This window comes from [Micrococcus luteus] ATCC 49442, assembly GCF_010367585.1.
In the GTDB taxonomy this organism is placed as follows: Bacteria; Actinomycetota; Actinomycetes; order Actinomycetales; family Micrococcaceae; genus Arthrobacter; species Arthrobacter luteus_A.
The window spans coordinates 2,458,554-2,483,133 of the sequence record NZ_JAAAXP010000001.1 but is presented as its reverse complement, the minus strand read 5'-3'; the positions used below and the strand labels follow the sequence as shown (position 1 = coordinate 2,483,133).

General features: G+C 66.3%; 18 protein-coding genes, 2 tRNA genes and 1 riboswitch. Of the genes, 5 read left to right on the top strand and 15 right to left on the bottom strand.

Features of this window, described 5'->3' with window-relative positions:
- Position 1 precedes the first annotated feature (1 nt).
- A riboswitch (cyclic di-AMP (ydaO/yuaA leader) is annotated at positions 2-150 on the bottom strand.
- Positions 151-252: 102 nt separating this feature from the next.
- Both GUV69_RS11140 and GUV69_RS11135 read right to left on the bottom strand, forming a co-directional pair.
- On the bottom strand, positions 253-1,773 hold the full coding sequence (locus GUV69_RS11140) for a sensor histidine kinase (RefSeq protein ID WP_164202321.1): 1,521 nt from the start codon (positions 1,771-1,773) through the stop codon (positions 253-255).
- An 11-nt stretch (positions 1,774-1,784) separates the two neighbouring features.
- Positions 1,785-2,525, bottom strand: coding sequence for a response regulator transcription factor (locus GUV69_RS11135; RefSeq protein ID WP_164202319.1), 741 nt, complete (start codon positions 2,523-2,525; stop codon positions 1,785-1,787).
- A 693-nt stretch (positions 2,526-3,218) separates the two neighbouring features.
- Between GUV69_RS11135 and GUV69_RS11130 the strand changes: the two genes are divergently transcribed.
- The 3 genes from GUV69_RS11130 to GUV69_RS11120 all read left to right on the top strand — a co-directional run bounded on the left by GUV69_RS11130 (position 3,219) and on the right by GUV69_RS11120 (position 5,849).
- On the top strand, positions 3,219-4,085 hold the full coding sequence (locus GUV69_RS11130; RefSeq protein ID WP_164202316.1) for a winged helix-turn-helix domain-containing protein: 867 nt from the start codon (positions 3,219-3,221) through the stop codon (positions 4,083-4,085).
- 100 nt (positions 4,086-4,185) lie between these two features.
- The gene (locus GUV69_RS11125) at positions 4,186-4,713 is read left to right on the top strand and encodes a SixA phosphatase family protein (protein ID WP_164202314.1); all 528 of its coding nucleotides are present in this window, start codon (positions 4,186-4,188) and stop codon (positions 4,711-4,713) included.
- A gap of 104 nt (positions 4,714-4,817) precedes the next feature.
- Positions 4,818-5,849, top strand: coding sequence for an EamA family transporter (locus tag GUV69_RS11120; protein ID WP_164202312.1), 1,032 nt, complete (start codon positions 4,818-4,820; stop codon positions 5,847-5,849).
- Between the two features lie 604 nt (positions 5,850-6,453).
- Here GUV69_RS11120 and GUV69_RS11115 read toward each other — a convergent pair.
- The 5 genes from GUV69_RS11115 to GUV69_RS11095 all read right to left on the bottom strand — a co-directional run bounded on the left by GUV69_RS11115 (position 6,454) and on the right by GUV69_RS11095 (position 11,561).
- Positions 6,454-7,092, bottom strand: coding sequence for a TetR/AcrR family transcriptional regulator (locus GUV69_RS11115; protein ID WP_164202310.1), 639 nt, complete (start codon positions 7,090-7,092; stop codon positions 6,454-6,456).
- 8 nt (positions 7,093-7,100) lie between these two features.
- Positions 7,101-9,137: a YhgE/Pip family protein gene (locus GUV69_RS11110; protein WP_164202308.1), complete on the bottom strand. Its 2,037-nt coding sequence runs from the start codon at positions 9,135-9,137 to the stop codon at positions 7,101-7,103.
- The gene (locus GUV69_RS11105; protein WP_164202306.1) at positions 9,134-9,841 is read right to left on the bottom strand and encodes an ABC transporter ATP-binding protein; all 708 of its coding nucleotides are present in this window, start codon (positions 9,839-9,841) and stop codon (positions 9,134-9,136) included. Before GUV69_RS11105 ends, GUV69_RS11110 begins: the two co-directional genes overlap by 4 nt.
- Positions 9,842-9,908: 67 nt before the next feature.
- On the bottom strand, positions 9,909-11,378 hold the full coding sequence (locus tag GUV69_RS11100; protein WP_164202304.1) for a dihydrolipoyl dehydrogenase family protein: 1,470 nt from the start codon (positions 11,376-11,378) through the stop codon (positions 9,909-9,911).
- 109 nt (positions 11,379-11,487) lie between these two features.
- Positions 11,488-11,561 (bottom strand) — tRNA-Arg (locus GUV69_RS11095).
- Positions 11,562-11,836: 275 nt separating this feature from the next.
- Between GUV69_RS11095 and GUV69_RS11090 the strand changes: the two genes are divergently transcribed.
- Positions 11,837-13,663: a phosphoenolpyruvate carboxykinase (GTP) gene (locus tag GUV69_RS11090; protein ID WP_164206462.1), complete on the top strand. Its 1,827-nt coding sequence runs from the start codon at positions 11,837-11,839 to the stop codon at positions 13,661-13,663.
- A gap of 75 nt (positions 13,664-13,738) precedes the next feature.
- Here the strand turns inward: GUV69_RS11090 and GUV69_RS11085 are convergent, their stop codons facing one another.
- The 4 genes from GUV69_RS11085 to GUV69_RS11070 form a co-directional block, all read right to left on the bottom strand.
- Positions 13,739-14,899, bottom strand: a complete 1,161-nt coding sequence (locus tag GUV69_RS11085; protein WP_164202302.1) for a globin domain-containing protein — start codon at positions 14,897-14,899, stop codon at positions 13,739-13,741.
- A 156-nt stretch (positions 14,900-15,055) separates the two neighbouring features.
- Positions 15,056-15,529 carry an RrF2 family transcriptional regulator gene (locus tag GUV69_RS11080; protein ID WP_164206460.1) on the bottom strand — a complete coding sequence of 158 codons (474 nt, stop codon included), beginning with the start codon at positions 15,527-15,529 and terminating at the stop codon, positions 15,056-15,058.
- Positions 15,530-15,545: 16 nt separating this feature from the next.
- Positions 15,546-15,944: a hypothetical protein gene (locus tag GUV69_RS11075; RefSeq protein ID WP_370590732.1), complete on the bottom strand. Its 399-nt coding sequence runs from the start codon at positions 15,942-15,944 to the stop codon at positions 15,546-15,548.
- Between the two features lie 97 nt (positions 15,945-16,041).
- The gene (locus tag GUV69_RS11070) at positions 16,042-17,460 is read right to left on the bottom strand and encodes a phosphomannomutase/phosphoglucomutase (RefSeq protein ID WP_164202298.1); all 1,419 of its coding nucleotides are present in this window, start codon (positions 17,458-17,460) and stop codon (positions 16,042-16,044) included.
- 163 nt (positions 17,461-17,623) lie between these two features.
- On the opposite strand from GUV69_RS11070, the gene GUV69_RS11065 reads away from it, so the two are divergent.
- On the top strand, positions 17,624-19,804 hold the full coding sequence (locus GUV69_RS11065; RefSeq protein WP_208786633.1) for a RecQ family ATP-dependent DNA helicase: 2,181 nt from the start codon (positions 17,624-17,626) through the stop codon (positions 19,802-19,804).
- Here GUV69_RS11065 and GUV69_RS11060 read toward each other — a convergent pair.
- The 4 genes from GUV69_RS11060 to GUV69_RS11045 form a co-directional block, all read right to left on the bottom strand.
- Positions 19,728-21,374, bottom strand: coding sequence for an MFS transporter (locus GUV69_RS11060; protein WP_244292699.1), 1,647 nt, complete (start codon positions 21,372-21,374; stop codon positions 19,728-19,730). The two genes, GUV69_RS11065 and GUV69_RS11060, sit on opposite strands and share 77 nt — an antisense overlap.
- 175 nt (positions 21,375-21,549) lie before the next feature.
- A tRNA-Ser gene (locus tag GUV69_RS11055) sits at positions 21,550-21,637 on the bottom strand.
- A gap of 175 nt (positions 21,638-21,812) precedes the next feature.
- The gene (locus tag GUV69_RS11050; protein ID WP_164202296.1) at positions 21,813-22,343 is read right to left on the bottom strand and encodes a GNAT family N-acetyltransferase; all 531 of its coding nucleotides are present in this window, start codon (positions 22,341-22,343) and stop codon (positions 21,813-21,815) included.
- Positions 22,340-24,580: a prolyl oligopeptidase family serine peptidase gene (locus GUV69_RS11045; protein ID WP_164202293.1), complete on the bottom strand. Its 2,241-nt coding sequence runs from the start codon at positions 24,578-24,580 to the stop codon at positions 22,340-22,342. The genes GUV69_RS11050 and GUV69_RS11045 overlap by 4 nt, the downstream gene beginning before the upstream one ends.

Below are 24,580 nucleotides of genomic sequence, written 5' to 3'. Positions count from 1 at the left end.
GATCGCCTCTCACACCTGCGGAGTTAGCTGTCGGGTTCGGATGAGGGCATCCGGCCACACGGAAACATCACGTGCTGGCTTCACCCCAAGGGCATTTACGCCCGGGACTCTGGGTCCCCCGCCTCTGCCTCTGAATACGGGATCCGGGAAGCGGCAGAGCTTGGCGACATCCGGATATGCGGCCCGAACGGGAACCGCACCCCATTGACGCTACAGGAGCGCGGAGCTTAAGTCACATTTTGGTAACGGAGATCACGACGTCGGCGCGTTGCCTTGCGGCGCCGTAACTCCCATGGGAAGGCGCAAAACAAACGCCGTGCGTCCAGGGCGCGATGCTACGTCAACCGTGCCGCCGTGCGCCTCGGCGATTGACTGGACGATGGATAGGCCGAGGCCGCTGGTGCCTTCGGCGGCCCCAACGCCGGACGCGGGCGCAGTGCCTTTGCGGGCCGCGTCTGCGCGGGCAAACCTGGCAAAAACGTGGTCCACGAATTCCGGTGGGATGCCGCCGCCGTCGTCCGTCACGGTAATGACTGCACTGCCGGCGGACTTTTCCACACTGGTGACCACGGTGGTGCCCGGGGCCGTGTGTTTGCGCGCGTTGGAGAGCAGATTTACCAGTACCTGACGAAGCTGCGCCGCGTCGCCATTGACCGACAGCGGCTCATCAGGGAGTTCCAGGCGCCAGTTGTGGCCGGGTGCGATAACTTTTTCATCGCTGACTGCCTCGATCACGAGCTGGGTCAGGTCAACCTCGCTGAGTTTCAGGGGCTGCCCTTCGTCAAGCCGGGCGAGCAGGAGCAGGTCCTCCACCAAGGTGGTCATGCGTTCGGACTGGCTCTGCACGCGTGCGAGGGACTTCCGGCCGTCCGGCGTGAAGTCTTCGGTCATCCGCATCAGCTCCGTGTACCCGCGGATAGCGGTCAACGGGGTGCGCAGTTCATGCGAGGCATCGGCAACGAACTGCCGCACTTTCGTCTCGCTCCGCTGCCGCGCCTCAAGGGCGCTGGCGACGTTGTCCAGCATCAGGTTCAGGGCGTGGCCCACGCTGCCCACTTCGGTTCCGGGATTGGCGTTCGACGGCGGGACGCGCACCGCGAGGGCCACCTCGCCGGCGTCCAGCGGGAGCCGCGCAACCTTGGTTGCCACCTCGGACAGCTGCTCCAGCGGCTGCATGGTCCGGCGGATCAGCACCGTTCCGGCGAGCCCGATCAGCACCAGCCCGCCCAGCGAGACAAAGACGAAGGTCCACACCAGTGAAGCGAGGGTGCTTTCCTTGCCGGCCAGGGGAAGCCCCGTGACCAAAACGTCGCCGAAGCCGGTTTCCACGGCCACAATCCGATAATCCCCGTTGGAGAGTGGGCGATCCACGGGATTGCCGTTCCGCGTCAGTGCCAGCAGTGTTTGCTTGTCTTCAGAGCTGAGCGCAGACCGGGTGGTGTCCGAGTCGAGGTAGCCGCCAATGTTGATCTGACCGTTGACGATGCGCGCATTCAGGGTTCCGACACTCTGGCCACGGGCATCCAGGGGATCCCTGCCGTTGAAGCCACCCTGGGGCGGGCGGCCGGGATCATTCGAGCGGTTGGCGGCCTGGCTCAACTGTTCATCCAGCTGCCTGGTAAGGAACGAATCCATGGAGGCATAGCTGAACAGGCCCACGGCGCCGCAGATGGCCACCAGCAACGTCATTGCCAGCAGGATCAGGCGCGTGCGCAGGTGCCAGGTTGCCGGTTTCAGCCAGCTGCGGCCAGGGTGCGTGATTTCTCGCGGCATGGACGGCGGCGCTATTCGGCCGGTTTGATGACGTAGCCGGCACCCCGCACGGTGTGAATCATGGGCGGGTGCACTGCATCCACCTTCTTGCGAAGATAGGAGATGTAGAGTTCCACAATGTTCGCCTGGCCGCCGAAATCGTAGTTCCAGACCCGGTCGAGGATCTGCGCCTTGCTGATGACGCGCCTGGGGTTCTCCATCAGGTAGCGGAGCAGCTCGAACTGGGTTGCCGTCAGCTGCAGCCCGTCACCGGCCCGGGTGACTTCACGGGTGTCGATGTTGAGGACAAGGTCGCCCACCACCAGCTCGGCCGTGTCCATCGCAGCCACGCCGGACCGCTGAACCAGGCGGTGCAGCCGCAGCAGGACCTCTTCCATGCTGAAGGGCTTCGTGACGTAGTCGTCCCCGCCGGCGGCCAGCCCTACAATCCGGTCCTGGACGGCGTCCTTGGCAGTCAGGAACAGCGCAGGTACCTCCGGGGCAAAGGCGCGGATCCTGCCCAGCAGCTCAACGCCGTCGAACCCCGGCAGCATGACGTCCAGTACCAGGACGTCCGGGCGGAACTCCTTGGCGAGCTTTACGGCCTCCGGGCCGTCCGGGGCCACGGCAACGGACCAGCCGGCCATGCGCAACCCCATGCTCATAAGCTCAGAGAGGCTGGGTTCGTCGTCGACTACCAAGGCGCGGATAGGGGAGCCGTCCGGGTGGGTCAGCTGCGGAAGGTTGTTGGTCATGGAGTGCGAAGTGGCCATGGGACCACTCTCTGATCTTTCGGTTAGCTCACGCTATGGGGTTCCTGTGTGCACGCTGTGAATCTCAGCCTAGCGAGCTGAACGGCCCGCCGGTGCGTCCCCCGGTCCTATGTGCGGAACGGCACCACGGGGCCTAAAGACCGTGTTAAGCCGCTTCCGTTGCCGGTTTGGACGAAATTCCCGGCTGCAGGAGCGTCCGCGGGTGGACAGGAGACAAAACGGGAGGCGCAATTTCGGTAAACCATACGTCGATGAATTTCAAGAGTCCGTGCCTAGTTCCAGCCGAATAAAGTTCGTCAACTTTGCCTGCACGGGCGGTTCTTCCGGATAACAAGTGTTATTTTATCGTTCTGCCAGAATCGTGATCTACACCACAATTTGCGGTTTTGTCTCACAATGCGGAATGACTGACCCTTTGTTACTTGCAAGTTTTCATTGTTACGTTGCACACTTTCAATTGTGAACAAGAACTCAACAGCACCTGCAGCCGCAGAATATTGGCCCAGCACATCCGCTGCTGCCGACATGCGCTGTTGTCGAATGCACGCCTGACCTTCAAACCCCACGAAGTTCTTAGGCATTCGCCTACTCCCCCCAGTCCAGAGTCGGGCGCCCCTCCCTTCCAGATTTTCATTGCAGGCAACCCGAGCATTCGAGCCGCGATGACGGCCATTCACATTGAGGTAAGCATTCATGTCAGTTGCATCCGGATACGTCCACATTTCCGTCCGTAACGCAGGTAAGCCCAGCCAGGCAGCCGGGCTCCGCCAAGGCTTTGGCACCCGGCCCGCGTTCGCCCCGGCCACCTCCGGAACCAGCTTTCCCGCTCCCGGCTACGTCCCCCAGGGTTACAACCCCAACTCCTACGGCCAGCTGCGCGCCGTCCAGCCCGCCGAAGCCGCGCCGTTTACCGCGCCGACGCCGGTGGTATCGGGGCCCAACACCGTGCGCCCCGTCGCCAACGACAACGTGGCCCGTGGATTTGTCCTGTACATGGGGATCGATGAGGAGACTGCCGCAGCTGCAGGAACCTCCATTGCCAAGCTTGCCCAGGAAATCCGCGCCTATGCGCAGTCCCTCATCACCGGTGCCGAAACGTACGCAGCGGTCGCCATGGCTCCCACGGGCGCCCCGGGTTCCGCGCTCGACGTCGTCCGTTCCACCTTTGGCGACCCCACCGTCAACGCACAGAAGCGCACCGAAACCGCCCGGCTGCAGCAGTCTGCGGAGCCGCGTCCGTCCGGTGTGCTGATCGACCTTGCCCGCCGCGAAGTCCACCTCGACGGCGAATCCCTGAACCTGACCTTCAAAGAGTTCGAACTCCTTAACTACCTCGTCGAAAACGGCACCCGCACGGTTGGCCGCGATGAACTGCTCGAGGGCCTGTGGCGCAACGCCGAGGAGGTCCCGAACGAGCGCACCATCGACGTCCACATCCGCCGTCTCCGCTCCAAGCTCGGCCGCCTGGCCAACACCGTCCGCACGGTCCGCGGCCAGGGCTACCGCTTCTACGAGCACCCCGAAGTAGTGGTCTGGGCCGCTCCGGAATACTCGATCTAGTCCTTCAGCGACGCGCGAAAGCGGCTGCACCCCCCGGCGCGGCCGCTTTCGAGCGTTCCGGGCCAGCGAGCATTGGCCTCCGCGGCTATAGGGTGGAGGCATGAGCGACCACCACATTAAGCGCCTGGTGATCATGCGCCATGCCAAGGCGGACTGGCCCGGCGGCGTGGCTGACCACGAACGGCCGCTGGAGGAACGCGGGCACCGGGAAGCACCCCTGGCCGGAAAATGGCTGGCCAAACACAACATCTACCCGGACTTCATCCTGTGTTCCAGCGCGCTTCGGACCCGTCAGACGTGCACGTGGGTGTGCTCAGAGCTCGGGGACAAGGCGCCGACGCCGAAACTTGAGGACGGCCTGTATGCTGCCTCCGCGTTGCGCATGCTCACTGTGGTCAACCACGTGCCGGACACCGTCACCACGCTGATGCTCATCTCGCACATGCCCGGCGTCCAGGACCTGGCCATGCACCTGGCATCCCGTGACTCGGACCATGACGCCTACATGGACGCGGCAACGCGCTATCCCTCCAGCGCCCTGACGGTCCTGGAAACGGACAAGTCCTGGGCCGAACTGGACGGCCAGGACGCCCGGATCACCAAATTCAAGGTTCCGCGCGCCCACTGACCTGCGCCGGGAGACACGCCGCCCGGAGACACGGCACGGCTGCCACCGAGTCCAGCCTGTGTCCACCATTGGTCCGCCGTCCGGCGCTCTGTCAGAGTTGAACCGTGAACCTCCGACACTCCCTCCTGGCCCTCCTGGTCGCCGTTCTCTGGGGCCTGAACTTTGTGGCCATCGACATGGGGTTGCACACCGGCAGCGGGGAGGTTCCGCCGCTGCCGTTCGTTGCCATGCGGTTCGTCCTGGTGGTCTTCCCCTTGATCTTCTTTATCCGGAAGCCGGATGTCAGCTGGAAGGCGATCATCGGCGTCGGGCTCTTTATGAGTGCCGGCCAGTTTGGCCTCCTGTACCTGGCGATGGCCCTGGGCATGCCGGCCGGCCTCGCTTCCCTTGTCCTGCAGGCGCAAGTGCTGCTGACGGTGCTGCTGTCGGCCGGGTTGCTCGGGGAACGGCCCAGCCGAAGCCAGCTGTTCGGCGTTGTGCTTGGCGTTGCCGGCCTGGCGGTGGTGGCGTTGGGACGCAGCGCCGTGGCGCCTGTCCTGCCGCTGATCATCGTGCTTGGGGCAGCGCTGTCGTGGGCTGTCGGGAACGTGGTGGCCCGCCAGGCGAAGGCCGCGTCAGGACTCGGGCTGGTGGTCTGGTCCGGTGCCGTGGTGCCGCTGCCGCTCGCCGGACTCTCGTTCCTGGTGGACGGGCCCGCGGCGGTTCTGGGAACGCTGGCCAACCTGCAGCCGGTCACCATCCTCAGCGCGCTCTACACCGCCATTTTCGGCTCACTGGTTGGGTACGGAATCTGGAACCGGCTGCTTGCCCGCTACCCGTCGTCCGCCGTGGTTCCCTTCACGCTGCTGGTCCCCGTGGTGGGGATGAGTGCTGCCTGGCTGGTCCTTGCCGAGGTTCCGACGCCGGCCGAACTGGCTGGCGGCGCAATCCTCCTGGGCGGGGTGGCGACGGCGGTGCTCACCGGCGGGCGCACGTCCCGTCAGCGGCGGTACGCCGAATTGGTGCCGGATTTGGGGGCCGGCTTGAGCGCCGGGTTACGCACCGGGGACGCGGACTCCGACGCCCGCTTGGCCGGCACGGGTACCCGCGCCCCCGCGGGCAGCCGGGCAGGGGCCCGGGAGCCGGAGGCGCGCTGAGCGCCCCCGCCCGAGGCTGAACCCCGCTGCGCGGCAGCGCCTTCCCGTGACGCTGCTCCGCCCCGTGACGCTGCTCCGCCCCGGGCTGCGGTACGCCGCGCACCAGCCGTAGTTCCCGCGGCTGGCCGCCGCTGCCCCGACGGGGAGTTGCGGCCCCCGGCAGGAAGCCGTCCGCCGGCACCCAGCCGCTTGCCTGAGGGCCACACAACCCCGAGGAACAGGACCAGCACCGTGGCTACGGCCGAGGCTGCGGCCCAGAAGAAGTAGTTGTCCGGGTCGTCAGTGGGGAGCGGGGTACCAACGATGGTGGACTGGTCAACAAACGCGAGCTCCCACGTGCTGACGAAGGCCAGGAAAAAGGCCACCGTCAGGCTGGTACCAACGCCAGTGGCCAGCAGGGCGAGGTTGCGGCGCCGCAGCACAACGTCGGCCACCGCGGCGACGTATGCCAGTGCCACGAGGCCCAGGAACGTGGCCATGACGGCTTCCTCGAGCGTGATGGCGGTGAGCACCAGCATGCCCAGGGCGGCGACGGCCGTGATCAAGGCGAACTTTCCGCTGATACCCATGTGGCGCATGGGATCAATCATCCCCGAGGGCGGAGTTACTTCAGGACGTAGCCGCGCATGATTGCCATGATTGCTGCAACACTTTGGTCACGGCTCCGTTCCGGGTTGTAGGTCACGCGGTCAAGGCCCACCACAAAGCAGGCGCCGAAGATCGCCGTTTCCAGGCTGCCACGCGATATGGACGGGTCCACGGGGTGGACGGCCGCCACGGATTCAATGGCATCCCCGATCACGGCCAGGAGTTCGGTCCTGAGCACAGCAAAGGTATCGCGCCACACGCTGGGCGTACGCCAGTTTTCACTCACCCACAGGCGGGCGAAGGACGGGTAGTCGGCCATAAAATCCATGGCCTGGCCGATCATTTCCTCCATGGCCACCAAGGGGTCAGCTCCGGGTTCACCCGCAAGGCCGGGGCCGGTGGAGGCGCTCAGCAGCCGGGCCTTCAGGATGTCCACGCCATGCCGCAGCAGCTGCGCGATCAGGTCGGACTTGCTGCCGAAGTTGTAGTAGACAGTGCCCTTGGAGACGCCCGCCGCCGCGGCGATCTCATCCACGGTGACGCCGGCAGCGCCCCGCTCACCGATCAGCTCCATGGAGGCGTCGAAGAGCTTCTGCCGGGTGGCGTTGGTCCGGGCGGGCCGGAGTTTCTTCTCAACCGGACTGTGTTCCGACATCACGGCACTCATACTGCGATCTCGGGCTTGAGCGTCTTGAGCGTCCAATACTTGTGCTTCCGGACGGCAAACGTGGACATCGCGGCGCCCAGCAGCGTGTAGCCGAGAAGCCCCAGGACAGTGGGCACAATCATGGACAGGTCGGCGCCATAAATCAGGTGCCGCATGCCAGTGACCACGTAGCCCATGGGAAGGACCTCGTGCACCACGTGCAGGGGCTGCGGGGTGGTCTGCCACGGGAACGTGCCGCCCGAGGACACCAGCTGCAGCACCAGCAGGATGAGCACCACCAGCTTGCCGGGCGATCCCAGCAAGGCCACCACACCCTGGATGATGGCACTGAACGCCATGGCCGCGGCCAGCATAAACAGCCACATCAGCACGGGATGTGCCGGGTTGAGTCCCAGCGCGAGGTTTACCACCAGGGTCAGGAGGGTGGCCTGGACCGCTGAAACGGCCAGGAAGGGAAGCCAGCCGCCGACGGCGATTTTCCAGGCGGGGGCGTTCGACGCCAGGGCCCGCTGGGTGATGGGCCGCATGGCCTGGACCAGCATAAAGATGCCGATCCACAGCGCCAGGGTCAGGAAGAAAGGTGCCAGGCCGGCGCCGTAGGAATCCGCCTTGGCCTGGGAGACGTTGCTGACCGCCACCGGATCGGCGATCACCTGCGACAGGCTGTCCTTCTGCGCATCGTCCGGGTTGGGCACCTGGCCGGCGCCCTTGGCGATTTCGTCGGCAAGTGTCCGGGAACCCTCGGCGGCGGTGCCGGCGCCGGCGGCAAGCTGCCCCGCACCGGCGTCCACCGATTTAGCTCCTTCGGCGAGACGGCCGGCCCCGTCCAGTGCGGCCTGCTCGCCGGTTGCCAACGTGGCGGCCCCGGTGTGGAGCTGGTCCGCGCCGGCGGAGGCCTGGGTAACCGCGTCCTTCAATGCTGGCATGCCCGCGGCGAGCTGTGCTGCCCCCACGCTTACTGCCGCGGAGCCGTCCGCCAGTTGCTGGATCTGGGCGGCGTCGGCCTGGATGGTGGTCTTCGCCGCGGCCACCGGGCTGGAGGCGGCAGCTGAATCGAAGTCGGCCAGAATCCTGTTTGCCTGCTCCTGGGTGATCACTTGCCCGGCGACCAGGCGGGTGTTCGAGTCAATGACGCGTGCCCGCAGCCCCTGGTCCGCGGCGTCGAGCTGCGTGACAACGTTCTGGATCCTGGTGTTGAGCTGGGCGTTTCCTGCAGCCACACCCGCGGCCCCGCCGGCGAGCGTTTGGGCGTCCGTCGGGAGGGTGGCGGTCTTGTCCTTCAGCACGGTCAGGCCGCTGCTGAGCTGTCCGGCGCCGTCCGTGAGCTGGTTGGCGCCGTCCCGCAGTTTCAGTTGCCCGAGGTAAAGCTCGCCGGCCCCGGTACTGAGCTCGGACGTTCCGGTGTGCAGGGTTCCGGCGCCGTCACGCAGGGTGGCCACGCCGTCGGCCAGCTGACCGGTGCCATCACCGGCTTTGATCATCTGGGCGTGGATGGTGCCGAAGCCGGTGAGGAGCTGGTTTGCCGTCTCTTCACCCACCTCCGTGGCCACGGTGCTGTGGACCGACGTGGTCAGTTTGTCCACGATGGTGCTCAACAGATAGTTGTTGGCGTCGTTGGTGGTGACGTTGAGCATGGCCTGGCTGGCCGAGTCGAAGCTGCCGGGGGAGACCAGGTTGGTGGAGAAGTCCTTGGGAATCTTCAGGGCGAAGGCGTACTTCCCGCTGCTGACACCCGCATCGGCTTCCTCCGCCGTGGCGACAGGCTGCCAGTTGAAGACGTGGCCGTCGATCAGCCCGTCAGCCACGTCCTTCCCGGCCTGGAGTTCGGCGCCGTCGGCGGATGTGGCTCCGGTATCTTCCACCACCAGGGCGGCGTCGATCTGGTTCAGGTTCCCGTACGGGTTCCAGTTCGCGTACAGGTATACGGCCCCATACAGGAGCGGCACCATGATCAGGGCCAGGATGGTCAGCTTCGGCAGCAGCCCGCCGGTCATCCGCTTGAGTTCGGAACGGGCCAGCCGCAGCACGGTCACTTGGCATCCTCGGTTTCGAATAGGAGGGATTCTGTTTCGTCGTCAGCAGGGTCAGGTTCACCGGGCGCTGTGTCCTGCCGTTCCACCGCATTGCCAATCACTGCCACCGGGCCCGTCCACGAGTCCGGGAGGGCAGTGACGGTGGCGACGACGGCGAGTGGCCGGCCGCCGTCGTACGCCAACGTCTGAAGCCGCGGCAGCCAGTCCGCAACACTGGCACTGTGCCTGTCCGGGGAGTCCACCACCAGGAGGTCCGTGTGCGGGTTGGCCAGGGCAAGGGCGGTGAGCAGCTCCATGCGCTTCCCGGCGGGCAGCTGTTCGGTCCAGAGGTCCGCGATGTCCTCGAACCTGTTGACCTTGAGCCAGGGCTTGCTGAGGAGGGCCCCGCGGTACCGCCGGGGGACCAGGGCGAGGTCCTCGGTGACGAGGTCCCGGACGCTGAGGTGCGGCTCGGGTTCGTTCACTGCGGGGGAGTCAACCAGGGCGCTGGCGAGCCTGAGGTTCTTGATCTTCCCGTTCCCTGCCCAGCCGATCTGTCCGCCGGTGGGCTTCATGCGTCCGCTGATGGTGAGGGCGAGCGCCGTCCGCTGGTCCTGCCGGTCGGCCGTTACCAGGAGCAGCTCACCCCGGCTGACGCGCAGGGAGGTGGGCGGCAGAAGATCGTCGCGCCGGCCTTTCACATGGAGTTGCTGTGCAGAGAGCAAGGGGACCTTTCGACGAAGACTGTCTGCACCCAGACTAACCGAACTGACCGGTCAGTTCAAATAGTGGCTAGAGGCCGTACTTCTCGAGGAGCCGAAGCCACACCTCACTGATTGTGGGATAGGAGGGCACCGCGTGCCACAGCCGGTCCAGGGGGACTTCTCCCACCACGGCAATCGTGGCAGCGTGCAGGAGCTCTCCCACATCGGGCCCGGCGAAGGTGGCTCCGAGGAGCACTCCGCGGTCCTCGTCCACTACCAGCTGCGCCCAGCCTTCGTAGTGTTCCGAGTGCAGGGACGATCCCGCCACCTGGATGGGCAGGTCCACGGATGAGGCGTTGTAGCCGTCCGTCCGGGCCTGCTCCAGCGTTCGTCCGACTGCTGCCACTTCGGGGTCCGTGAACACCACGCTGGGCACGGCATGCTGGCTGGCGGTCTGGGCGTAGCGGCTCCAAGGTGCCGGCGCGCCCTCAAGCTCGCCCTTGGCGCGGGCGGCGATGGCGTCCCCGGTAGCCCTGGCCTCGTATTTTCCCTGGTGCGTGAAGTAGTTCTTGCCGGCGGCGTCGCCCACAGCGTAGAGCCAGGGTTCGTCGCCCGCGGCGCCGTGGACTAGGCCGGTTGAATCGGTATCCAGCCGGAGCGGCTCCCCGTCCGGTGCCCCCAGGCCCACGCTCTCCAGGCCGAGGCGTTCGAGGGTGGGGTGCCTACCGGTGGAGACCAGGACCTTGCTGGCCGTCACGGTGCTCTTTTCGCCGGCGGTCCGGTTGTGGAGGGTCAGGGTGAAGGTGCCGTCCGCGTTTTCCCGGATGCTTTCCGTGGCCGTGTTGAGGCGGACTTCCACGCCGTCCGCACGGAGCCCCGCCGTCACGAGCCTGCCAGCCTCGGCCGGGAAGGTGCGCAGGAGCCCGCTCCGCGCCACGAGCGTCACGTCAGCGCCAAGGCGGGCGAACGCCTGCGCCAGCTCGGTCCCGGCCACTCCGCCGCCGACCACGGCAAGGCGTTCCGGGATTTCCTTCGCTGACGTGGCTTCCCGTGTGCCCCAGACCTTGAGTCCGGCCAGACCGTCGATGGGCGGTTGGTTGGGCGTGGAGCCGGTAGCGAGCACGACGGCGTGACGTGCGTTGAGCTGGTACGTATTGCCGTCCAGTCCGGCTACTTCAACCTCGCGGACCCCGGTGAGCCGGCCGTGACCGCGGACTAGTTCGATCCCCGTGTCTTCCAGCCACTTCACCTGGCCGTCATCCTGCCAGTTGGACGTCATATAGTCGCGGCGCCTGAGCACGGCTGCGACATCGAGGGTGCGCGTGACCGCTTCTTCTGCGCCCGGAACTGTCTGGGCTCCGTGCAGGGCGGTCCCGGGACGGAGCAAGGCCTTGGACGGCATGCAGGCCCAGTAGGAACATTCCCCGCCCACCAGTCCCGCTTCGACCACTACGGCAGTAAGTCCGCCCTGGATCACCCGGTCTGCCACGTTTTCGCCCACGGCGCCTGCGCCGATCACTACGACATCAAATTCGCGTTCCACGGTCCGGGGCGTCATTTCTCCAGCCTACGCCCGGCTTCCGCGCGGCGGGGAGCGCCGGTTGCCTGCCGTCAGTTGCTTAAAGCAGAAGGCCCGCACCGGCGAACCGGTGCGGGCCTTCATTCTGTGCGCCCAAAGGGATTCGAACCCCTGACCTTCTGTTCCGTAGACAGACGCTCTATCCAGCTGAGCTATGGGCGCATATTCTGTTTCGTGGAGTATCTCGCTCCCCGAACCTCGAATTACTTTACGCGAGTGGGGGCCTGAGTACCAAATCGAGAGGCGTGTAATATACGCGACTAGACCGGTCTAGGTGACCTTCGTCACTTAAATCCAGCGTTTTGCTGCGCCGTTCCTTGAATTTGCGCGGTTTCCGGTTCCAACGAGCAGAAAGGTGCAGTTAGAGGGCCGCCTGCGACCCTCGGGCGGCCAATAGCATTTAGGACACACCGATGAACCCGAGGAAGGGAACCGCAATGGGCGATCTGGCGCAGAAGCCGCTGCTTGAAACAGCACCCACCACGCATGCAGCACTGTTGGCATGGGTCGAAGAGGTTGCTGAGCTTACGCAGCCCGACCGGATCCACTGGGTTGACGGGTCTGAACAGGAAAACACGCGTCTCACGGACGAGCTCGTCGCAGCAGGAACGCTGACGCGCCTGAACCAGGAGCTCTTCCCCAATTCTTTTGCTGCATTCTCTGATCCCGCGGATGTAGCCCGTGTGGAAGAGCAGACCTACATCTGCTCCGAGAAGGAGCATGACGCCGGCTTTACCAACAACTGGATGGCGCCGGCCGAGATGAAGCAGAAGCTGCGCGGGCTGTTTGCAGGTTCCATGCGCGGACGCACCATGTACGTCATCCCGTTCGTGATGGGGCACCTGGACGCTGAGGATCCGAAGTTCGGCGTCGAGATCACCGACAGTGCCTACGTTGTCGCCTCGATGCGCATCATGGCCCGCATCGGTACCGATGTCCTGGACCGCATGACCGAGACCGACGCTTTCTTTGTGCCGGCCCTGCACTCTCTGGGTGCACCGCTCGCCGCTGGTCAGGCCGACGTGCCGTGGCCGTGCAACCCGGACAAGTGGATTGTCCACTTCCCCGAGGAGCGCTCCATCTGGTCCTACGGCTCCGGCTACGGCGGAAACGCCCTGCTGGGCAAGAAGTGCTACGCCCTCCGCATCGCCTCCGTGATGGCCCGAGACGAAGGCTGGCTGGCCGAGCATATGCTCATCCTGAAGCTGACCTCCCCGGAACAGAAAAAGTACTACATCTCAGCAGCTTTCCCGTCCGCCTGTGGCAAGACGAACCTCGCGCTGCTTGATCCCACCATCGAGGGCTGGAAAGTTGAAACCCTGGGTGACGACATCACCTGGATGCGTTTCGGCAAGGAAGGCGAGCTCCGCGCCGTCAACCCCGAGGCCGGCCTCTTCGGCGTGGCTCCGGGCACCGGCTGGGGCACCAACCCCAACGCGATGCGCGCCATCGCCAAGGGCAACAGCATCTTCACCAACGTCGCACTGACCGACGACGGCGGCGTCTGGTGGGAGGGCATGACCGAGGAAGTGCCTGCCCACCTCACCGATTGGCAGGGTAACTCCTGGACCCCGGACTCGGACAAGCCGGCAGCCCACCCGAACTCCCGCTTCTGCACGCCGATCGACCAGATCGACATGCTGGCCGAGGAGTACAACAACCCGGACGGCGTGGAGCTTTCCGCGATCCTGTTCGGCGGCCGCCGCAAGACCACCATCCCCCTGGTGACCGAGGCCCGCAGCTGGTCAAACGGCATCTTCATGGGTTCCACGCTGTCCTCCGAGACCACCGCCGCGGCGGCAGGTGCGGTGGGCGTGGTTCGCCGCGACCCCATGGCCATGCTGCCCTTCATGGGCTACGACGCAGGCGATTACCTGAACCACTGGGTCAACCTGTCCGCAAAGGCCAACCCGGAGCGCCTGCCCAAGATCTTCCTGGTCAACTGGTTCCGCCGCACTCCCGAGGGCGGCTTCGCCTGGCCTGGCTTCGGCGATAACGCGCGCGTCCTCAAGTGGGCCATCGAGCGCCTCGAGGGCAAGGCTGACGCCGTCGAGACGCCCATCGGGTTCGTTCCCACGGGCGAGTCCATCGACCTCAAGGGCCTGGACATGACCCCGGCCCAGGTTGAGGAAGCCGTTCGCGTGGATCCGGCGGAGTGGGCCACCGAGCTGGCATCCATCGAGGAATGGTACGCCAACTTCGGCGATTCGCTCCCCGAAGCACTGCAGGCCGAGCTGGCCGGCCTGAAGGCCCGCCTGGGCTGACACATCCCATAAAGTACGACGACGGCCCCGCACCTTTGTTGAAAAGGTGCGGGGCCGTCGTCGTTACTTCTGCTTTTAAGAAGCCAGCCAGATGTCGGGGCCGAAAACCTCGTAGTGGATCCTGGTGGCGGGGATGCCGGCATTGATGGCTTCGTTGCGGATGTGCTTCATGAACGGCAGCGGACCGCAAAGATACAGCGACGCGTCGGCAGGCAGGTCCACTTCGCGCAGGGACATAAATCCCTCGCGGGACCCGGCGCGTGGTTCCTCCAGCCAGAGCTGCAGGTCGGCACCCGCGAGGCGGTCGACGTCGTCCGTCATCTGGCTGCGCAGAGCCCAGCTTTCCAGGGTGCTTTCCGCGTGGAGCACCAGGACCTGCCGCTCCGACCCCGCTTCGGCGAGGGAGCGCAGGATGGACGCGGTGGGCGTGCAGCCGATGCCGGCCGAGGCGAGGACCACCGGGCCGTCGCCGTCCTTGAGTGTGATCTCGCCGTAGGGGTTGGAGATCTCCAGGATGTCGCCCACCTCGACCGTGTTGTGCAGCACGGGGGAGACCTCACCGCCGTCGTCGAGCTTGGTAGTGAAGGTGCGGCTGATGCCGGCATCGTCGGACAGCGAATACTGGCGGACCTGCCGCAGGCCGTCCGGCAGCCGGACCTTGACGCTCACGTACTGGCCGGGAAGGGCAACCGTGATGGGGGTATCGTCCGCCGGTTCCAGGGTGAAGGTCATGGCGCCGGTGCCTGCAGGGGTCTTGGCTGCGACCCGCCACGGCGCCCACATTGTGCCGTTGGCCTGGGCGGCATAAAGGCCCTTCTCGATTTTGATGAGGGCATCTGCCATCAGCCAGTACACCTCGGTCCAGGCCGCCGCGATCTCCGGCGTGATGACGTCGGCCAGATCCTCGGCAATGGCCGCAAACAGGTGCTCGTAAACAACCTGGTACTGCGGCTCAGTGATTCCCAGCGAAGCATGCTTGTGGGCGATCCGGGAGAGGACGGTTTCCGGGAGGGTGCCCGGGTTGTTGACCAGGTGGGTGGCGAAAGCGGCGATGCTTCCGGCGAGTGCCTGCTGCTGGTTGCCCGAGCGCTGGTTGGAGCGGCTGAAGAGTCCGTCCAGCAGTTCCGGATGGGCTGCGAACAGCCGCGCATAGAACTTGGGGGTGATTGCGCCGATCCGCGAGCCGACAAGCGGCAGGGTGGCCTCAATGACAGGGCGGGATTTGTCCGAGAGCATGCGTACTCCTGAGGTAGGTGACCGGGGCCTTCGTCCGGTCCGGCAATACATGCATCTCAAATGCCTGTATTGATACCTCAATTTCTACACCTCGTAGAAATTGAGATCAAATCGGGTTCGTCACAGAAAGTCTGAATAGCGGGCGAAAGGCCCGGATCAGGGGGCCGGGATGGCTTCGGCCTTGATGCCGGGGCGCAGGCCGATCATCTGGAACACAGGGGCCATCTGCCTGGATCCCGGCAATTCAGCGACCACCACGTCGTCGAGTTCCCGGTAGAAGGCCTCACGGGCCCGGCCCAGGGCGGCCCGGAGTTTGCACTCGTTGATCAGCGGACAGTCGCCGCCGGGACCGACGCAGTCGGCAGCGTCCAGCCGCGTATTCAGTGCCCGCAGGACGTGGCCCACCGTCGCGAGCCTGCCTGCCGGACTTAGCCGGGCTCCGCCGCTCCTGCCTCGTTCAACGTCGATCAGGCCCAGGCCCCGCAGCTTGGCCATCGCCTTGCTGACGTGGTTGTACGGTGTGCCAACGGCATCGGCGATGTTCTGAGTGGTGAGCAGCGTGGCCTCGGGTGCGGCGGCAAGGACCATCAGGGCCCGAAGGCTGACATCGGCAAAGGCGTTGATTTTCATGGCCATCCGCCGCGGTCTAGTCCACCCAGATGGCGGGCTCATTGGTGTCGGCGGCCAATTGGCCGAACTCCCATTCGCGGCTTGCGGTGTTGGCGGCGTAGGGGAGGACCGCGGCGAAAACCGAGCCGTCCCGATGCTCGGCGGCCACGTGGATGGCGTCGGACTCTTCCTCGACCAGCGTGATATCGCAGACCACCGCGGCGGCACGGAAACCGGCCCGGTTTTGGCGGAGCACTTCGGTGAGGTCGCTGATCATCGCATCCGCGTCGAAGTCGCCGTCGGAGCCTTCCTCGGCATCCGCCGGCGTTACGGCCATCAGGCGGACTTCGCCGTCGTTCTCCACCACCAGCGCGAACGGCAGGAAGCCGCCGTTGCGTTCCAGCTGTTCCTGGGCGGCACCGATTCCGGTGCCCATCAGGTTCTCCAGATCCGCGGCGCTGGCCTCCGGCACGGAATCCCGCCAGGATTCCCCGGCGGCCGGGCTGTCTGCGGGTTCGTGCGCCACGTGCGGTTTAGCGCCGGACATTGGCCAGGACGCGGTCGCGCACGCGTTCCATCAGCGGGCGGTCCGTGGCTTCGACGTTCAGTCGGAGGAACGGCTCGGTGTTGGACGGGCGGAGGTTGAACCAGTAGCTGCCGTCGTTGGCGGTGAACGTGCTGCCGTCCATGGTGTCCACGGTGATGTCCTCAGCGGCGAAGTCGACGCGAACACGCTCCACGGCGCCGGCTTTGTCCTCAATTTCGGAGTTGATCTCACCGGACGAGACGTAGGGCTCGTACTCATGGCCGAGCTCAGACAGCGGGCCGTCCTGCTCGCCAAGTGCTGCGAGGACGTGCATGGCAGCAAGCATGCCTGTGTCTGCGTTCCAGAAGTCGCGGAAGTAGAAGTGGGCGGAGTGCTCGCCGCCGAAGACGGCACCTTCCTCGGCCATGACTGCCTTGATGAAGGAGTGGCCAACGCGCGTGCGGACGGCGCGTCCGCCGTCGTTCGCCACCAGTTCGGGCACCGCGCGGGAGGTGAGCAGGTTGTGGATGATGGTGGGCGTCGCCTCGCCCTGGGCCTGGGCGCGTGCGATTTCGCGGCGCGCCACCATGCCTGTGATGGCCGACGGCGAGACGGGCTCGCCCTTTTCGTCGATGACGAAGCAGCGGTCGGCGTCGCCGTCGAAGGCCAAACCGATGTCCGCGCCGTGCTTGACGACGGCGGCCTGCAGGTCGAGGAGGTTCTCGGGCTCGAGGGGGTTGGCGGGGTGGTTGGGGAAGGAGCCATCCAGCTCGAAGTAGAGCGGAATAATGTCGAACGGGAGCTTCGGCAGGAGCGCATCGCCCAGGACGGCGGGCGTGGTGAGGCCTGCCATGCCGTTTCCTGCATCGACCACAACTTTGAGCGGCCGGCTGCCGGACAGGTCCACCAGTTCGCGCAGGTATTCGGCGTAGCCCTTCAGGACGTCGTGGACTCCGATCTTGCCGCGTGTGGCGGCCACCGGGATTGAGCGGGTATTCAGGTACTCCTCGGCGAGGGCCTGGATCTCCTTGAGCCCCGATTCGGAGGAGATGGGCTGCGCTCCGGCCTTGGCCATCTTGATGCCGTTGTATTCGGCAGGGTTGTGGCTGGCGGTGAAGGTTGCACCGGCGGCGTTCAGGGAGCCGCAGGCGTAGTAGAGCTCGTCGGTGGAGATGAGGTCAAGGAGCTGAACGTTGGCGCCACGGGTGGCGGCGCCGTCGGCGAAGGCCTTGGCGAACTCGGGGGAGGAGGGGCGCATGTCGCCGCCCACCAGGACGGTCTGGCCTTCCAGCCCGAGGACATCCACGAACGCGGCCCCCACGGCTTCGACGATTTCGGCGGTGATTGAATCGCCCACAATGCCCCGGACGTCGTAGGCCTTGAAGGATGCCGAAAGGTCAAAAGTCTTTGTCTGTTCGCTAGTCACGGGTCTTATCTTACGTGGAAGTGCCCGGGCCCCTGTTGAGGGGGAGTGGGCGCCCGGGTATGTGACGGCGGGGCTCTTGATGCCGGCGTCCGGACATGTTGGATTGTCCACATAGGGGAGCTGCGGGGACGGGGGTGTCGGTGGGGACTGGGATACTGAATCAATGGTCGATACCCAGAACGCCGCCCTTCTTTCCGCTTCCCCTGATTCACCGTCCACTACCAGGATCCAGGCGCTGGAGGTCCTTCGGGAACTCGTGGGGCACCCCGCGGCGGATTTTCACGATGGGCAGTTTGAGGCAATCGAGGCGCTCGTCGACGGCGGGCGTCGGGCCTTGGTGGTCCAGCGCACCGGCTGGGGAAAATCGGCGGTGTACTTTGTAGCCTCGCTGTTGCTGCGCCGCCGGGGAGCCGGACCCACGCTGATTGTCTCGCCGCTGCTCGCCCTGATGCGGGACCAGGTTGCCGCCGCGGCACGTGCCGGGGTGCGCGCTGTGGCCATCAACTCGGCCAACCAGCTGGAGTGGGACACTGTGCGGGAACAGCTTGCTGCCGATGAAGTGGACGTCCTGCTGGTCTCGCCCGAACGGCTCACCAACCCTTCCTTCCGGGAACACCAGTTGCCGGAGCTCATCCGGCGGACGGGCCTGCTGGTGATTGATGAAGCGCACTGCATTTCCGACTGGGGCCATGACTTCCGGCCGGACTACCGGCGCATTGCTGACCTGATCACGCAACTGCCGGAATCGGTTCCCGTCCTGGCCACCACGGCAACGGCCAACTCGCGCGTGGTCCACGACATCGAGGAACAGCTGGGCGCCGGCGTTCTGACCATCCGCGGCACGCTCGGCCGTGACTCCCTCCGGTTGGGTGTCCTGGCACTGCCGGACTCCCGCGAACGGCTCGGCTGGCTCCTGACCCACCTCGCCGATTTGCCAGGCAGCGGGATCATCTACACCCTGACTGTTTCCGCTGCGGAGGACACTGCACGGCTCCTCGCCGAGGCAGGGCATCAGGTTCAGGCCTACACCGGCCGGACCGATCCTGCGGACAGGGAGCGCGCCGAGCAGCTGCTCAAGGACAACCAGGTCAAGGCGCTTGTGGCCACCTCCGCCCTGGGAATGGGCTTTGACAAGCCGGACCTCGGTTTTGTGGTCCACCTCGGTGCGCCGTCATCCCCGGTGGCGTACTACCAGCAGGTTGGGCGTGCCGGCCGTGGCGCCGCGAACGCCGATGTGCTGCTCCTGCCGGGGTCTGAGGACCGCGATATCTGGCAATACTTTGCCACGGCGTCCATGCCGTCGGAGGAAAAGGCCACTGCTGTACTTACCGCATTGGCTGAGGCCGGAACCGCCGTCTCAACGGTTGCCTTGGAAGCCCGCGTGGACCTCCGCCGTACGCCGCTGGAGCTGCTGCTGAAGGTGCTGGCCGTGGACGGGGCGGTGGAACGCGTCGGCGGCGGCTGGCGCTCCACGGGCATTCCATGGGTCTACGACGCCGAGCGCTACAGCCGGATTGCCGAGGCCCGCGTGGATGAGCAGGACTCCATGGTGATCTACCAGGACACTGCGGGGTGCCGGATGGAGTACATCACCTCCGTCCTGGACGATGAGACCGCGCACCCGTGCGGGCGATGTGACAACTGTGCGGGCCGCTGGTTCCCGGCAGATATTGCCGCTGACGCCACTGCCGCCGCAGGCCAGACGCTGAGCCGCGCAGGCGGCATCCTGGAGGCCCGGCTGCAGTGGCCCAGCGGCATGGACCGCCTCGGTGTCCCGGTCAAGGGCAAAATCAAGGCGGACGAAGGAACGGCCAACGGCCGCATCCTTGCCAGGCTCACTGATCTCGGCTGGGGCGGATCACTGCGGGAACTGTTCGCGGCCGGGGCAACGGACCGTCCTGTCGATCCGGCCATGCTGCAGGCCTGTGTTCAGGTCCTGCGTGAATGGGCCACCGGTGACGGCCGCAACCCGGGCTGGAGCGGGGCCGGAAGGCCGGCCGCGGTTGTCAGCATGCCTTCCAGGAGCAAGCCCGAACTGGTCCGGTCCCTCGCCCGGGGCATTGCCGATATCGGCCGGATGCCCTACCTCGGCGAGCTGTCGCTTGGCCACGGCGGCCCGACGGGAAGCCGTGGCGGCAACAGCGCCTACCGCCTGGCCGGCGTCTGGGACAGGCTGGTGGTGGGCCCTGAGCTCGAGGCGGCCCTGGGTTCACTGCGTGGGCAGGGTGTGATGTTGATCGACGATCTTGTGGACAGCCGGTGGAGCCTTACCGTGGCTGGACGTGCCCTGCGCCAGGCGGGAGCGGGGGCTGTTCTTCCGCTGGTGCTGGGCCAGGCGGGCTGACGGCCTGACTGACCGGGCCGCCGGGTAGGGTGCCGGCGGGGGGAGCGCCCGGACCGGCGGGGCCACCCGCGCCGCCGGGACCGCCTGGGCGACTGACCTCTGCCCCGGCGGGGATGCCCGCGCCGGCGGGGCCACTCGCGCCCCCGGGACCGCCCGGGCGACTGACCTCTGCACCGGCATGCCGGTGCAGGGACAGGCTGTCCGCCGTGCTGAGGAGCATCAGGACCGCCATGGCGAGGAACGCGCCCCGGAACGGGCCGGCTGCGTCCGCGTCGAAGAGTGCCACGCCGTCGAATACCCGGATCAGCAGCGCGCCGACGGCAATCCCGGAGCCCGCGGCCAGTTGGACGAGCGTGGCTGAAACCGAGTTGGCCGATGTGAGCTGCCCCGGCACGATGTCCGCATACTGCACCGAGGCGTACGCAGAGAACCCTATGGAGCGGAAAGCCCCGCTGCACACCAGCAGGGCGAAGATTACGGCCTGAGGCGTGTCCGGAGTCAGCACGGCACACAGTGCGAAGGTGATGGCGGAAGCCAGCGAGCCCAGGACCAGCATGGCCCGGAACCCGAACCGCCGGATCAGGGGCGTGGTGGCCGGCTTGATGCCGATGTTGCCGATGAACACGGCCGCCACCATGATCCCGGCGTGCAGCGGGGACCAGCCGAAGCCGGTCTGGAACATCAGCGGCAGCAGGAATGGCACCGAACTGATGGTCAGGCGGTACACAAAGCCGCCCGTGGCCATGGCCCGGAAAGTCCTCGTACGAAAGACCGAAAGATCAAAGAGCGGGTGTTTGGCCCGGCGCATCCAGAGCACGGCACCCGCAAGGGACGCCACTCCAGCAGCCGCGCAGAGTGCAGCCCACGGTCCGTCGGGATGGGCAGTGGCCAGTTCCAGGCCAACCACCAGCGACCCCACTCCCGTTGTGGTCAGCAGGAGCCCGAACCAGTCCAGCCGGCGGGCCGGGTCACCGGAAACGGCCGGCACAATCCGGAGTGCTGCAATGAACGCGGCCGCACCAAGCGGCAGGTTGATGAGGAAGATCCAGTGCCAGGAGAGGTAGGTGGTCAGTGCACCGCCTACCAGCGGCGCCAGGACAGGAGCCAGCAGCGCCGGCCAGACCAGGAAGGCAGTCGCCCGCAGGAGTTCCGACTTGGGTGTCCCGCGGAGGACCAGCAGCGTACCCACCGGGACCATCATGGCTCCGCCCGCCCCCTGGACGATCCTGCTCGCAGTAAGCACGGTCAGGTCCGGGCTTACGGCGCAGGCCAGTGAAGCGACGGTGAAAACGGCAATTGCGAGGCAGAAGACTTTCCGTGCCCCCACCCGTTCGGCCAGCCAGCCGCTGAGGGGAATGCCCATGGCCACGGTCATGAGATAGGCGGTCATGGTGATGTTCACATCGGCCGCGGGCACGCCGAAGTCGCCGGCAATGTTAGGAATGGCCGTGGTGAGGACGGTGCCGTCCAGAAATTCCATAAAGAGCGTGGCGGCAACCAGCAGCGCGAGGCGGGGATTCCACGCCTGGCTGGTGGCGGTTTCCACCGTCGGAGTCATGCGTGCTGCCATCCCACTATCCTGCCACCGGCTGCCCGCACGTTGCCCATGTAGGTAGCAGTTGATGCCGTTATGACGGCTGATAAGGACATCTGCTGCTACCTACATGGGGGAGGAGGCGCGGGGGAGGGGAAGGGGCGGGACTCCGGGAACGCAAAAGGCCCCGGTCCAGGACCGGGGCCAAACGCGGAGACGGGGGGATTTGAACCCCCGGTGGAGTTGTGCCCCACACTTCATTAGCAGTGAAGCCCATTCGGCCGCTCTGGCACGTCTCCAATTGCTATTCCTAGCCCACCAAGGATACGCAGAACCGGGCACCGAGCGCAAAACGTCCAACGCGGGGTCACTCCCCGCCCCTAAAAGCCGGGTGATTGGGCGTCAGGTGACCCCGCGTTGCCGGTGGTTGCCGGAGTGCCGGTCGCTGCCGGCTGAGGTAGAGCCCGGGTCGCCTCAGACAGCACGCTGCGCGGGGCGGACCATCCTGATGTCGCGGAGGTTTTCCCAGTCCGGGATGGTGTCCTCGGCGCCGTCGGGAGCAAAGCCGAACCGGGTGTAGAAACCGATGGCCTTGTGGTTGTCGGCGGCCACCCACAGGCTTGCCGCCCGCGTGCCCAAGGCAGCTTTGAGAAGCCGGCGGCCCAGGCCCAGCCCCTGGTGCGACGCCAGCAGGTACAGTCCCCACAGCTCCAGGTCACCGGACGCCGGCGGCGGGTGGCCCTCCGGTGAGCCGGGAGCGGGCAAGCGGCGGATGCCGGCGAATCCCACCACGGTGCCGTCGTCGCAGGCTGTCCACACCTCGGCAGGTTCAGGCCGGTCCAGCAGTTGGTGCCACAGCGCAAGGCGTCCTGCCGGATCAACGGCGGCCAGGAAAGCGTCGGAGAGCATGCCGCGGTATGTCTCCCGCCAGCACCGGATGTGGACCTCGGCCAGCCGCTCCACGTCAGCGGCCACTGCCCGCCGCACCGACAACTCAGGCATCATCCGCCAGCCAGCGTCCGCCACAGGAAGTGCTGGCTGCGGGCCTGGAGCGCGGCAGCCTGCCGGTTGTCCGACGCTCCGGCATGACCACCTTCCAGAGCCTCGTGGTACCAGACGTTCGGGATGCCCATGGCCTCCATCCGTGCAGCCATCTTCCGTGCCTGCACCGGGCCCACCCTGTCGTCCGACGTGGCAGTCCAGATGAACGTTTCGGGGTACTCCACACCGTCCTTGAGCAGGTGGTACGGCGAGAACGTCCTGATGTACTCCCATTCCTCCGGAACGTCAGGGTCGCCGTATTCGGCGATCCAGGAGTGCCCGGCGGAGAGTTTGGTGTAGCGGCGCATATCCAGCAGCGGCACGCCACAGGAAACTGCACCGAACAGTTCCGGGTAGCTGGTCAGCATGTTGCCCACCAGGAGGCCGCCGTTGGACCCGCCGACACAGCCAAGCCGCTCCCGGGAGGTGACGCCGCGGGAGACGAGGTGCTGCGCTACGGCCGCGAAGTCCTCGAAGGCCCGGTGCCGGTTTTCTTTCAGGGCCGCCCGGTGCCAGCCCGGTCCGTATTCGCCGCCGCCGCGGATGTTGGCCACCACGTAGACGCCGCCCCGCGAGTGTTGCGATGCACCGGCTCCTCCGGTCGCCGTGGTCCGCCGCTCCAGCCAGGCCCTGCCCACGGTCCCGCTGTAGGCGGGGGTGCGGGAGACTTCGAAGCCGCCGTAGCCGGAGAGCTGGGTGGGGTTCTGCCCGTCCAGGACCAGGTCCCGCGAGGCCACCTGGAAGTACGGGACGCGCGTGCCGTCCGCGGATACGGCGAAGTGCTGCTGCACTTCGTAGCGGGCGTCATCAAAGAACGACGGCGATGCCTTCACTTCCGCGTGCCGGCTCACCACCCCGGTGGTTCCGGCAGCAGCGCGCTCCAGCGTGCCGCGCATCAGCGTGCTGGGGGTGGTGAAGCCCGTGGCGACGAGCCAGAAATCGTCGCCGGCACCGCCGTCGGCCGGGCCTTCATCCTCATCGTCTACGGCGTAGGCGTTGACGTCGTGCAGCGGCGGGCACGCATCCAGCAGCGACGACGCCCACGAGCCCGAACCGGTAGGGGATGTTGCCGGGGCCGCCGGATCCAGCACCCGGATTTCGGAGGATACGTCCCGTAGGAGGTTTAGGAGCAGGAAGTTCCGCGTCCAGCTCCATGACTGCAGCGAGGTGTGCGCGTCCGGTGTGAACAGCACCAACAGGTCCCGGGACCCGGCGAGGTAGTCGTCGAAATTGGCGGCGAGCAGTGAACCGGCCGGGTACGTCGTTTCGCCGACGGCCCAGTCCTGCTGGGGCCGGAACAGCAGCCACTCGCGGTGGGCGCTGAGGTTGACGTCAGTGGGAGCTTCGATCTCCAGCCAGGATTCCCCGGCCCGGAGGAACGTGCTGCGGTTGTGGAAGTCGATGTAGTCCACGGCGAACGTGCGTTCGAAGCCGGGAGTGGAATCGTGCGCCACCACAGCCAGCATGTGGTCCTCGGGAATCTCGAACAATCGGGGAGCCGCGGCAAGGGCCTCTCCTCGCCGCAGGGTCACGGCCGTGCGGGCGTACCCTGAAGCCGTCGCGGGCAGCCCCACGGCTGTGGAGGCGACCAGCAGCGTATCCGCATCCAGCCACGAGAGGTTCCCCTTCGCCGTCGGGAGGTCGAAACCGCCGGCGGCCGCATCCACAAAGGTGCGGGTGTCGACGTCGAACTCGCGGTAGCGGTTGGCGTCACCGCCGTCGGGGGAGAGTGCCACCAGCGCCAGGCGGTAGCGTTCGCCGGCAGCCGGGCGCAGGAAAGTGGCTCCATGGAAAACCCACTCGACCCCCTCGGCCGCGGCCAGCGCGTCCACGTCCAGCAGGACATCCCATTCGGGGGAGTCGGTGAGGTAGCTCTCCCAGGTTGTGCGGCGCCACAGCCCCTTCGGGTTGGTGCTGTCCTTCCAGAAGTTGTAGTACCAGTCGCCACGCTTACCCACCATGGCGATCCTGTCCGTCGAGTCGAGCACCTCCAGGATGCTTCCCTCCAGGGCCGCGTAATCGGCGTCCTCCAGGAGGTCCTCGGTGCGGGCGTTCTGCTCGCGGACCCAGGCCAGGGGCTCTTCGCCGTAGACGTCCTCCAGCCAGACATTCTCGTCAATGGGCTCAGGGGCAACCGCGGAGGCAGCGGAGGGGGTAGCGGATGATGAACCGGGCGCTTGATCAGCTGCAGTGGTGGTCAT